The 11324-nt window shown below is 62.4% G+C and carries 13 protein-coding genes; 6 read left to right on the top strand and 7 right to left on the bottom strand.

Annotation, left to right across the window (positions count from 1 at the left end):
* The 3 genes from VLJ37_05700 to VLJ37_05690 form a co-directional block, all read right to left on the bottom strand.
* Window positions 1-420 (bottom strand): hypothetical protein (locus tag VLJ37_05700; protein ID HSA59162.1); only part of this gene is annotated, 420 nt, incomplete at its 3' end.
* Window positions 421-810: 390 nt separating this feature from the next.
* A complete protein-coding gene (locus VLJ37_05695; GenBank protein ID HSA59161.1) occupies window positions 811-1323 on the bottom strand; it encodes a peroxiredoxin in 513 nt (170 codons plus the stop codon).
* A 99-nt stretch (window positions 1324-1422) separates the two neighbouring features.
* Window positions 1423-1845, bottom strand: a complete 423-nt coding sequence (locus VLJ37_05690) for a hypothetical protein (protein ID HSA59160.1) — start codon at window positions 1843-1845, stop codon at window positions 1423-1425.
* A gap of 148 nt (window positions 1846-1993) precedes the next feature.
* Between VLJ37_05690 and VLJ37_05685 the strand changes: the two genes are divergently transcribed.
* The 3 genes from VLJ37_05685 to VLJ37_05675 all read left to right on the top strand — a co-directional run bounded on the left by VLJ37_05685 (window position 1994) and on the right by VLJ37_05675 (window position 5622).
* Complete coding sequence (locus VLJ37_05685) at window positions 1994-2965, top strand: alpha/beta fold hydrolase (GenBank protein HSA59159.1); 972 nt, start codon at window positions 1994-1996, stop codon at window positions 2963-2965.
* Between the two features lie 77 nt (window positions 2966-3042).
* Window positions 3043-4641 carry a B12-binding domain-containing radical SAM protein gene (locus VLJ37_05680; protein ID HSA59158.1) on the top strand — a complete coding sequence of 533 codons (1599 nt, stop codon included), beginning with the start codon at window positions 3043-3045 and terminating at the stop codon, window positions 4639-4641.
* Between the two features lie 60 nt (window positions 4642-4701).
* On the top strand, window positions 4702-5622 hold the full coding sequence (locus tag VLJ37_05675) for a hypothetical protein (protein ID HSA59157.1): 921 nt from the start codon (window positions 4702-4704) through the stop codon (window positions 5620-5622).
* A gap of 12 nt (window positions 5623-5634) precedes the next feature.
* Here VLJ37_05675 and VLJ37_05670 read toward each other — a convergent pair whose 3' ends face one another.
* Window positions 5635-6471: a 2-oxo acid dehydrogenase subunit E2 gene (locus tag VLJ37_05670; GenBank protein HSA59156.1), complete on the bottom strand. Its 837-nt coding sequence runs from the start codon at window positions 6469-6471 to the stop codon at window positions 5635-5637.
* Between the two features lie 102 nt (window positions 6472-6573).
* Between VLJ37_05670 and VLJ37_05665 the strand changes: the two genes are divergently transcribed.
* Window positions 6574-7884, top strand: coding sequence for a hypothetical protein (locus tag VLJ37_05665; GenBank protein ID HSA59155.1), 1311 nt, complete (start codon window positions 6574-6576; stop codon window positions 7882-7884).
* A 39-nt stretch (window positions 7885-7923) separates the two neighbouring features.
* On the opposite strand, the gene VLJ37_05660 is transcribed toward VLJ37_05665, so the two are convergent.
* Genes VLJ37_05660 through VLJ37_05650 form a run of 3 tightly spaced genes read right to left on the bottom strand, consistent with a single transcriptional unit; the run spans window position 7924 to window position 8692 of the window.
* On the bottom strand, window positions 7924-8136 hold the full coding sequence (locus tag VLJ37_05660; protein ID HSA59154.1) for a VOC family protein: 213 nt from the start codon (window positions 8134-8136) through the stop codon (window positions 7924-7926).
* Entirely contained in the window at window positions 8133-8345 is a 213-nt protein-coding gene (locus tag VLJ37_05655) for a ChaB family protein (GenBank protein HSA59153.1), read from the bottom strand. The genes VLJ37_05660 and VLJ37_05655 overlap by 4 nt, the downstream gene beginning before the upstream one ends.
* Window positions 8345-8692: a hypothetical protein gene (locus tag VLJ37_05650; GenBank protein HSA59152.1), complete on the bottom strand. Its 348-nt coding sequence runs from the start codon at window positions 8690-8692 to the stop codon at window positions 8345-8347. Before VLJ37_05650 ends, VLJ37_05655 begins: the two co-directional genes overlap by 1 nt.
* A 272-nt stretch (window positions 8693-8964) precedes the next feature.
* Here VLJ37_05650 and VLJ37_05645 point away from each other — a divergent pair, with 272 nt between their 5' ends.
* Together VLJ37_05645 and VLJ37_05640 are read left to right on the top strand one after the other, a co-directional pair.
* Complete coding sequence (locus tag VLJ37_05645; protein ID HSA59151.1) at window positions 8965-9663, top strand: cytochrome c oxidase subunit II; 699 nt, start codon at window positions 8965-8967, stop codon at window positions 9661-9663.
* Window positions 9653-11311, top strand: coding sequence for a cbb3-type cytochrome c oxidase subunit I (locus tag VLJ37_05640; GenBank protein ID HSA59150.1), 1659 nt, complete (start codon window positions 9653-9655; stop codon window positions 11309-11311). Before VLJ37_05645 ends, VLJ37_05640 begins: the two co-directional genes overlap by 11 nt.
* Window positions 11312-11324: the final 13 nt, after the last annotated feature.

Below are 11324 nucleotides of genomic sequence, written 5' to 3'. Positions count from 1 at the left end.
AGAAAGTGTAATGGATGCGTTTGGCTGCGAAACGGGCACGCCGAGCTCTGTCGTTATTTTGTTGATCTCGCCAGAGGACAGACCAAATGCATTTCCAAGGTGCTCATGTACAATATAAAGCGGCAACAAAGTGCGATCGACTTGACTTGCTCTGTCGAGAATTTGACTTTCAATATTCTCTGCCCCATCACAGTTTTTCGCAAGATTCACGATCTCAGACAGGTTGGGTGTGATTGATCGAGGTTCATCGGCAAGTTTGGTAATTTTGACGGCATTCGGTCGGGTGGTAGTCTTAATTGCGGCGGCCCGTCTGTGGACTGCTTCTCCACCGTAGAATTGCAGCAAATCTCGAACTTCCTGGTCTGTACCTTCGATCTGAACGAGAGTCCCATTTGGCAATTTTAAAGAGGCCTTTACCATTTCTATTTCCTCCGCTTTAAGTAGCGGGCGCCAGACACGCTTACAAACCATTAAAAAATAAGCGTTCTACACCCGATTATCACAACCAATCCGCGAATATCTTCACTCCGGTAAGCCAGTCACCCACTTCACTGATCCTTCCCACAAGTATGAGGCCCCCACCGCACCAAGGCCAATCAAAGCAAGCCCCCATGTAACGATTCCCGGGACACTCCAGCCTGACGAAATGTACTCTTTTTCATTCCTCAGGCCTATGGCGGTTTTTCATCCAAGGACGCGGCGAAGAGTGTTGCAAGATGGGACAGGCGGCGGAGTCCAAAGACCAAAGGCCAAGGCCAAAGGGCGGAGGCTAGCAAATTAAGAGTTCGGGAAGGATCAGCGGCCTCTCGTCTAAAACCCCTGGATCAACTCCTCCACATGCGACCCGGGATTGACGCCCCGGTAGATCTTCTGGATCTTGCCCTGGCCGTCGATGACGAACGTGTCGCGCGAGGCGAAGAAGAAGCCCGAGGAGCCGTAGGCCTTGGCGATCTTCTTGCCCGGATCGACCAGGAGACGGAAGGGGAGCCGATGCTTCTCCTTGAATTTTTGATGGGACGATTGGGAATCGAAACTCACGCCGAGGATGACCGCGTTCCTGCCTTCGAATTCGCGGATGTGGTCGCGGAAGCTCTGCGCCTCCTTGGTGCAACCCGGGGTGTTGTCCTTGGGATAAAAATAGAGAATGACCGTCTTGCCCCGGTAATCCTTGAGCGAGACCGGCATCCCCACGTCATCCGTGGTCGAAAACTCGGGAGCGGGATCCCCCGCCTGGAGCTCCCCGGCCCAGGAGGTCCGGCAACACAAGACCAGGGCCAGCATCAGGGCGTAGGGGATTATTTTTAGGAATTTTCGCCGTTTCATAGGGCGCATCCTACCCTTTCTCCCGGGCCCCGGACACCGAAAAGAATTCAGCGCGCGTGCCTAGGAACCATTGGAAAACGAGCGTGATTCTCAGAAAGGCTAAGAGGGCAGCTTCTTTTCAAGGCGGGTCACGCGGCGCTTCGTTTCATAGAGATCTTCGCCAAAAGCGTTGATGTCCGAGGAGAGAGATTCATGGACCTGGCCGATCTTGGCGTTCACGGCGGTAAAACCGGCGTCTACGTTCTTTCGGAGATCCATGAGGGCCGTCGATACCTGGGTAAATCGGGAATTGTTGAGGTTCCGCTCTTCTCGAGTTAGCTCCAGAAGTTCCTGATCACGCTCTTCGAGCCGGGAAAAGCGGGCATCGTTCTTTTTGTCCAACTCTTGGATGAGTCGAAGCAATTGATTGTCTCGGAATTCGCTTCTTTCGCCTTGCTCCCCAACGATTTTAAGAACTTCATCGATTTTTTGATCCATCGTCATACTGGCACCCTCCTTAAAGGTTCTCTTTTTCGACGTCAATCTTCGTGCACTTCCTGAACGAGAAAAATGAAATGCAATGATGGTGCCAACACGTTTGAGCGGGGAGTGAACGGAAACCGTCCGGAATTTCGGACGCAGGGACCGGGGTTTACGAAACCGGCGGGATCGAGTAAGTCTCGTGCCCTCGATGCCCTTCCTGGAATCCGATTACGTTCCCCCGCCCTTCTTCAACAACGGGCACGTCCAAACCGTTTTCGCCAAGGTCGGCCGAATCGTCGGCGGCGTGCGTTACCGGCGGGAGAGGATCGCCACGCCGGACAGGGACTTCCTGGACCTGGACTGGTCCCGCGCGGGCTCGAGGCCGGCCAAGCGCCTGGCCATCCTGTCCCATGGCCTCGAGGGGGCGTCGTCGAGGCCTTACGTCCTCGGCATGGTCCGGGCCTTGAATCGCCGGGGGTGGGACGCCCTGGCCTGGAACCTGAGGGGCTGCAGCGGGGAGCTGAATAAATTGGTGCGCTCCTATCACAGCGGCTCCACCGACGACCTGGAGGCCGTCATCGCCCACGTCCTGAAAAAATACCGGTATCGGGGCCTGGCCCTGATCGGTTTCAGCCTGGGGGGGAACCTCACCTTGAAATACCTGGGCGAGAAAGGGGCCGGGCTCGACCCCCGCGTGCAAAGGGCCGTCGCCTTTTCGGTGCCCTGCCACCTGAAATCCACCGCCCTCCGCCTGAGCGCGCTCCCCAACAAACTCTACCTGGCCCTCTTTCTCGCCTCCCTCACCTCCAAGATGCGGGCCAAGAGAAAGGTCCTGGCCGGGCGGGTGCCGCCGGGGAACCTTTGGACGGTAACGAGCTTCCGGGAGTTCGACGACCGCTTTACGGCCCCGATCAACGGGTTCAAGGACGCGGAGGACTATTGGAAACGATCGAGCTGCGAAGGCTTTCTCTCCGGCATCCGCATCCCGGCCCTTGTCGTCAACGCCCGAGACGATCCCTTTCTGACCGGGCGCAGCTACCCCCGGGAAAAGGCCCGGGAGAGCCGAAACCTCTTTCTCGAGATCCCCGAATCCGGCGGGCACGTCGGTTTCGTCGCCTTCAACCGTTTGGGGGAGTACTGGTCCGAGACGCGGGCGGCCTCGTTCTTGGAGTCGTCCTGAACCGGAACGGACGCGTGGTTGACTTACGGGGGCGGAAGGCTTACTGAGACGGTCTCACATTCACTTCTCATCCCTCCATGAAACCACTTTTGAAAAAAGGGACTCGCTGTCTCCTGGTTCAGTCCCGGTTTTCCGACTTCAGCTTTTGGAACTATCTGGACGTCTGCCGTCTCGTCGGCGCGAAATATCCGGCGGCGCCTTTGGGGTTGATGACCGTCGCCGCCCTCCTGCCGCAGGAATGGGACTTCAAGCTGGTCGACGAGAACGTCGAACCCCTCCTCCCCGAGCATCTGCAATGGGCCGACGTCGTCTGCTGCGGCGGAATGCTTCCGCAACAATCCGGGATCCTCTCGGTCATCCGAAAGGCCCATGAGCATCAAAAACCGGTCGTCGTCGGCGGGCCGGATCCGACCTCCCAACCCGGGATTTACGAGGAAGCCGACTTCCTGGCCCTGGGAGAGGGCGAGGTCGTGATTCCGCTGATGCTGGCCGATTGGGAAAAGGGCGTTCTCAAGGGCCGATACCGGTCTTCGGACCAGGCGGACATGACCCGATCGCCGGTTCCCCGTTTCGACCTCGTCCGGTTCGAGGACTATCTCCACGTGGGCGTCCAGTATTCGAGAGGTTGCCCCTTCAACTGCGAGTTTTGCGACATCATCGAACTGTACGGGCGGATCCCGAGGACGAAGACCGTCGGCCAGATCCTCCGGGAACTGCAGACCCTCCACGACCTCGGGTACCGCGGGCACGTCGATTTCGTCGACGACAACTTCATCGGCAACAAGAAATACGTCAAGCAGGCCCTGCCGGCGGTCAAGGAATGGTCGGAATCCCGCCGCCACCCGTTTTTCTTCAGCACGGAGGCCTCCATCAACCTTGCGGCCGACGACCAGCTCCTCGAGATGATGCGCGACGTCGATTTCCGGTACGTCTTCATCGGCATCGAGACGCCCGATGACGAGCTCCTGAAACTGACCCAGAAGAAGCAGAATTGCAGGGTCTCCGTGACCGAGGCGGTCAAAAAGATCGGGTCCTACGGAATGATCGTCAACGCCGGGTTCATCCTGGGATTCGACCGCGAGAGCGATCTTTCGGCCCGGCACATGATCGACTGCATCCAGGATTCGGGGATCTGCATGGCGATGGTCGGCCTGCTCACCGCCCTGCCGAATACGCAACTCACCCGCCGGCTGGAAAAAGAGGGGCGGTTGCTGGCGAAGGGGATGCAGGTGTCCGACTCGAACGAGGAGATCGATCAGACGACCAGCGGCCTGAATTTCGTGACCGACCGGCCCCGCCGGAAGGTCTTGAGCGACTATCTCAAGATCATCGAGGCGGTCTACGCGCCCGGCAAGTACTACGAACGCGTCGCCGCCACCGCCAGGAACCTGAATCCGTCGGGCAAATACAGGCCCGGCGCCGGAAAGATCTTGAACATGGCCAGGGCGTTCGCGCGTCTTTGCTTCCGGGCGGGCCTCGCCTCCCCGGACGGCTGGCGTTTCTGGAAGCTGATCGCGGCGGTCCTGGCCGGAAGGCCCCGTTCGATCGAAGCCGCAGTCAATCTGGCCGCGATGTATCTCCATTTTCAAAAACAGTCGCTGTTTTTGAGGGGGCTTCTCACCCGGAAGATCAACGGTCTCGAGGACGCCCGGGCGCGGGAGTTCCGGGCGGCCTAGCCGTCGGCGCGCGCCCGGCACGCGCCGCAACCTTTTCCCGGCGCCGCCGATGAGCCCCGCATGCAGGCGTTGAGTCTCGGCATTCAATCGGTCTTGAACGGATATTACGCCAGCGCCGCGCACCGCCAGGCCCTCGCGCTCCCCGACCCCGTTCCGGGGCAACCGCTTCATTTCTTCCGGGCCATGTGCCACTTCGAGCCGGCCACCCCCTTCTTGAACGAGCTCCGGTCCAGCGGGTTTTCCCCGCGCGTCTTCCGCCTTCCGGACGGCGAGGAATCCTATCTCCTCGACCCCTGGCCGCTCACCGCGCTGCGCGCCGTCGAGCATTTTTCCCGCCGCCCCGAAGACATCGGCGAGCGGCCGGTGTTCGTGGGCCATTCGGCGGGCGGATTCGCCGTTTATCTCCTGGCGGCCCTGGCCGACGGCGCGGACGTCGCGTCGTATCGCGAGGTGCTGTCCGGTCTGGACCTCTTCGGCGTCATGTCTCCGATCCGGGCCGGCGCCTTGCGGGATTTGGCGTGCGCGCTGAGCGGGGCCCTGTTCGTGAGCATCGGCACGCCCTATGCGGGCGTGGAGTTCCGGCGGATCGGTCATCTCCTTAACCGTCATTTCTTCGAGCCCCAATCCCCCCTGCTCCTCAAGGCCCTGCAAAGGTCCTATCTCGACCCGCTCTACCGGAGGCTGGGCGCCAAACCCGGCCGCGTCATTCATGGCCAGATGATCAGTCCCGACGACCCGGTGCGGATCAGCCGGAACCCGTCCTCCTTCGTCTACGAAACGATCCTTCAGGGAGGCATGCGGCTCGTGGCCCGGATGACGGAGTTCGACCTCTACGACGGCATCGCGCCCTGGTCGGCGACGTACGTCCCCGAAATGCGCGACCGCGAAGTTCTCGCATCGGATCACCTGCGAATGGTCGAAGACCCGGAGCCGGCCGCCCGTCTGGTGCGGCTCATCACCCGTCTCAAGGCCTGGGTCTGACGGACCCCGGCCTCAGCCCATGAATCTTTCGGGTTCGTTCAGGATTTCCACCAGAGAGCGGTTCATCCGGGACGCGGTCAGGCCGTCCAGGTAGCGGTGGTCGAAGGTCACCGCCACGTCCAAGACCGGGCGCGGGACGACCCGGTCTCCCATGACCCACGGCCGGGGACGCACCTCGCCGACGCAGAGGATGAAGGGCGAGCGCGCGAGGGGAAAAAGCGGGACGAAGGCGGCCGGCGCCCCCAGGGAGCCCACGCTCGTCACCATCGCCGAGCCGAACGGATCCTCCGGAAGGCCGAGACTCCGCGCGGAGACGCCGAGGCCGTGGACCAGAAAATCCCCGAGGCGGATGAAGAAGGGACGGAGGAGGCGCGGCGTCCAACGCAGGAATCCCATCGTCGACTTGAACTGCGGGTCGTCGCGGCTCCGGATCCTTTCGCTCTTGAGGGCAAGGTCCCGGGCGATCTCGGCCAGGGATTTCACCTCGCACGCGCAGATCTTCGCCCCGGACAGATCCGCCCTGTGGCCCCGGGCGTCGGTCGGAATCGCGACCTGGAGGAAGAGATCGACGCCCTCCCTCAGATAAAAGCGCCCTCTCCGGAGGGAGGCGTTCGCCTCCGGAAACTTCTGAAGGACCAGGGCCGCCGCCTTGGCCACGAGGTGGGTGGGGGTGATCTTGGCGGGGGCGCCCGGATCCATGCGGTCGTTGAGACGGCCCAGGAAGGCGAGTCCGTTCGTGAAGTCGACCTCGATCGTCCCGTAGACGCTCGGGTCCCGGGGGGCGCGCCAGACGGCCGCCGCGACCTCCCTCCACAACCCCGCGTCTCGAAACCGGGTGAACTTGGGCATGCGGCGGGAAGTATATCACGCGTGGCGAGCGCGGCGTCAGTCCCTCGTTGAAAATGAGGGCGGCCGGGGGCAGAATGGGCTCAATTCAACGAAAGGAGCATCATGCGCCCTTCACACTTGGGATTCCTTTCCCTTCTCCTGGTCTCCGCTCCCGGCGCCCTCGCTGCGGCGCCCGGCGATATCGACACCACCTTCGGGACGAACGGGTTCGTCACGATCGACGTCAACAATCAGCAGAGCTTCCCGGGCGGTTTCGCGATCCAGGACGACGGCAAGCTCGTCCTCGCGGGCGCGGTGGGACCGGGCGGGGCCCGGGACTTCCTGTTGATCCGCGGCACGCCCGACGGGGCGGCGGACCCGGATTTCGTGTCCGGCGGCCTCGTGGTGACCTCGATCGGGCCCGGCGAGGATCTCGGGCGGGACGTCGCCGTCCTCCCGGACGGAAAGATCCTCGTCGCCGGCATGACCGACCTGAACGGCAATTTCGACGTGGCCTTCGTCCGTTACCGGGCCGACGGCACCCTCGACACGACGTTCGGAACCGGCGGGATCGCCGTCGCCCCCATCCCCTCCCTCTTTGTCTTCCCGACGAAGATGGCCCTGCAGCCGGACGGCCGGATCATCGTCGTCGGGGGGTCGGGAAGCCCTCCCTCCATCTTCGTCGCCCGGTACCACGAGGACGGGACGCTGGATTCCTCCTTTGACGGAGACGGCTATGCCGCGATTCAACCGGGCGGCCAGCTCGGCATCGGCAACTCCGTCGTCATCCAGGGGGACGGCAAGATCGTCGTGGCGGGCAACTCGGGTCCGAGCGGGGCCCAGGACCTGACCGTCCTCCGCCTGAATTCCGACGGGAGCCTCGACACGGGCTTCGATGGGGACGGGGTCGCGATCGCGTCCTTCGGAAGCGACGCGAGCTACGCAGCCGGCCTCGCCCTGCAACCGGACGGCGCGATCGTCGCCACGGGGGCGCTGGAACTCAGCGGGGGATCGGAGGTCGTCGTGGTCCGCTTCCTTCCGGACGGCTCCCTCGACCCGTCCTTCGGGACCGGCGGGACGGTCAGCACCCCGGTCGGTTCCAACGGGGGTAGCGGAGCGGCGGCGGCCCTGCAAGGCGACGGGAAGATCCTCGTGGCCGGCGTGGTCTCCAAGGGGATTTTGGACGCGGACACGATTCTCCTGCGCTATCTTTCCGGCGGCGCCCTGGACCCGGATTTCGCGGGAGGCGGCCTCGTGACCGCGGACGCGGGAAACAACGACCACGCGACGTCCGTGGCCCTGGCCTCCGACGGCAAGATCCTCGTGGCGGGGCAGAACGACCACGATCTCTTCCTCATCCGGTTCGAGAACGACGCCCCCCCTCCTCCCCCGGCGGGATCGTCCGGGGGCTGCCAGCTGATCGCGGAGCATTGAATCCGGGAGCGCCCGATGTGAGAGGGTGAGGCCCCGCCTTTAAAGATCCGTGACTTGATGCAGCGTCACGCCGTTGCCTTCGGTGTCGGCGACCACGACCATGCGGCAGACCGGCGTGGAGAAGGGTTCGAGGAGGATCCTCACGCCCTCTTTTCGGAGACGCTCCGCTTCCCGGTCGACGTCGTCGACCTCGAAGGCGATGCTGCCGCCGGCGCTCTTGCTGGGCTGGATGCCCGGCACCATTTCGTTCATCGCGACCTCACCCACGCGCCCCCCGGGCCCTTTTCGTAGATCTTCTTCACGGCCGTCCAGGCCACGCGGTGGGCGACTTGGTCCCGGTCCGCGCGGTCCGCGTACTGGCCCCAGGCGTTGTTGAAGGCGGCCAGATAGATCTCCTGGGCGTGCTCGGGGAGCGCCCGCCGGACCCTCTCGGGCAGGCCGTCAATGGTCGAATAAGGCATCAGTCCCGCATCGGGCAATCACCGCCGCACGAATCTCTCCCGCCCTTCATGCCGGGACACCCGCCGCCCTTCATCATCGGGCAACCCATGTCCAATTTTTCGGCCTTCTGGATCTGCTTCGCCGTCAGGACGCCACGGGTCTCCTCCGAGGCCTTCATTTTCGCGGACCTCATGGACTCCATCATTTGGTCCCGGATCTTCTCGATCTCGGCGGTCTGTTTCTTGGATAGCCCGAGCTCCTTGGAATGCTTGAGCGTCATCATGGGGCAGAGGGCCTCGTCGGCCTGCGCCGCCGGCGCCAGGAAGAGAAAGGCCGCAACGAGGGTGAAGCTGAGTATTCGTCTCATGGGATCCTCCCTATAAGCCGTTAGGATAGCGCACGACGCTCCAAGAGATATGACTTCCGTCACCCCCGGCCCATCCGGCCCCTCGCGCTTAAATTGAATCAGTGAACGCACCCATTCATGACGTGGCGGGGCTTCGAGGCGGTCGCGGTTCTGAGCCCATGCCCCGGGACATGATTTAAATCATGTACGGATAAAAAACCGTCGGGCAAGGAGGGACCCACACCCTGCGGGTGCGATTCAGGGTTTTGATTTTCTGGAGGGTCTGAAACGTGATGATGCAATGGTTCCCCGAAAATATTTCGACGTACGGTCAAGGCGTAGATCACGTCATTCAGGTCATCTATTGGATCGTCGGCGCCTGGTTCGTCGTCGTGGAAGGGCTCTTCCTCTACTTCATCCTCCGGTACCGGCGCAAAGACGGGGTGCGGGCGGCCTACGAGCCGGGCACCTCGGGCAAGGCGCTGGCGTGGATCCTCATCCCGGCCGTGGTCATCCTGGGCTTCGACGTCGGAATCGATCTCGTGCAAGGCCCCGTTTGGAACGAGATCAAGCTGACGCTCCCCGCCAAACCCGATCAAATCATCCGGATCAAGGGCAAGCAGTTCGTGTGGGACATCACGCACCCCGGGCGGGACGGCGCGCTGGACACGGCCGACGACATCCAGACCTTGAACCAGTTGAACGTCCCCTTGAACGCCAAGATCGTTTTTGAGCTCACCGCCGAGGACGTCATCCATAGCCTTTGGCTTCCCAACCTGAGGCTCAAGCAGGACGCGGTCCCCGGCCGGACGATCAAGGGATGGTTCCAGGCGACCAAGGAAGGCGACTACCCCCTGGCCTGCGCGGAATTGTGCGGAAGCGGCCACGGAACGATGCGCGGGCAACTCCACGTCCTGAACCCGGCGGATTACCAAAAATGGCTGGATGAAAACTCACCGCAAAGCCCGGAGGTCTCGAGCCTTGGACACTAAAGAAAGCTTTTTGCGCAAGTACGTCTTTTCCGTGGATCACAAGACCATCGGCCTCCAGTACCTGATCACCGGCCTCGTCATGGCCCTGGTGGGGGGGCTCTTCGCCTACGGGTTCCGCAGCCAGCTCGCCTGGCCCAACGAGCCGGTTTTGGGCTTCGGCCAGGTGGACCCCGATCTCTACAATTCGCTGGTCACCATGCACGGGACGATCATGGTCTTCTGGGTCGCCATGCCGATCCTGCTCTCGGGCTTCGGCAACTACGTCCTGCCCCTCATGATCGGGGCCAAGGACATGGCCTTCCCGCGCCTCAACATGATGTCCTACTGGACCTTCTTCTTGAGCACGGTCGTCCTCCTCTCGTCGTTCTTCTTCCCCGGCGGTCCGGCCAAGTTCGGGTGGACCGGATATCCGCCCCTCTCCGCCCAACCGGGCTTTTCGGGCGTCTTCTGGGGCGGCCACCTGTGGATCCTGGCCATCGCCCTGGAGTTCGCCTCCATGCTCATGGGCGGGATCAACTTCCTCACCACCACCTTGAGCCTGCGCGCCCCGGGGATGAGCCTGTTCCGGATGCCCATCCTCGTGTGGATGCTCGACATCGCCTCGATCATCTTCATGTTCTCCGTCGGACCGCTCATCGCGGGGGCCTTCATGCTCCTGGCCGACCGCCTCTTCAACACGGGCTTCTTCCTCCCGGCGGCGGGAGGCGATCCCCTCCTCTTCCAGCACCTCTTCTGGTTCTTCGGCCATCCGGAGGTCTACGTCCTCCTCCTGCCGGCCCTGGGGATCCTGGCGGAGATCTATCCGGCGTTCTCCCGGAAGCCGCTGTTCGGTTACAAGATGATCATCTACGCGACGATCGTCGCGGGGGCCTTGAGCTTCATCGTCTGGGCGCACCACCAGTTCATCAGCGGCATCGACCCCCGGCTCGCCACGCCCTTCAGCATCACGACGATCATCATCTCCGTGCCCTTCGCCATCGCCGTCTTCTCATACATCGCCACCCTGTGGCGCGGGTCCATCCGGCTGACGGCGGCCATGCTCTTCGCGCTCGGCATGATGGCGGAATTCCTGATCGGCGGCGTCACGGGAATCTTCAACGGCTCCGCGGCGGCCGACATCTACCTGCACGACACCTACTTCGTGCTGGCGCACTTTCACTACACGCTCTTTCCCATCACGGTCATGGCGGGGTTGGCGGGCCTTTATTACTGGTTTCCGAAGATGTTCGGGCGCCACATGAACGAGTTCTGGGGAAAGGTCCACTTCTGGACCACGACGATCTCCTTCAACGTGGTTTTCCTCCCGCTCTTCGCGATCGGGCTGGCGGGCCACCAGCGCCGGATCTTCGACCCGTCGCTCTTCGACTACATCGCCAAATACCAATACTTGCACGTGATCGCGACCATCGGCCTCATCGTCATGATCATTGCGCAGGTCCCCTTCCTCCTGAATTTCTTCATCAGCATGCGGAAGGGGAAGGTTGCCGAGCGCAATCCCTGGCGCGCCACGACGCTCGAGTGGGTGACGCCGTCGCCTCCGGGGCACGGCAATTTCGAGACCGATCCGGTGGTGTACCGCGGCCCTTACGACTACAGCCTGCCCGGGTTGAAGGACCGCGACTTCATCAACCAAGCGGAGACGTTATGACCATAGACACTCT

This window comes from bacterium, assembly GCA_035454885.1.
Classification (GTDB): domain Bacteria; phylum UBA10199; class UBA10199; order JACPAL01.
This window is presented reverse-complemented; position numbering and strand designations above follow the sequence as displayed.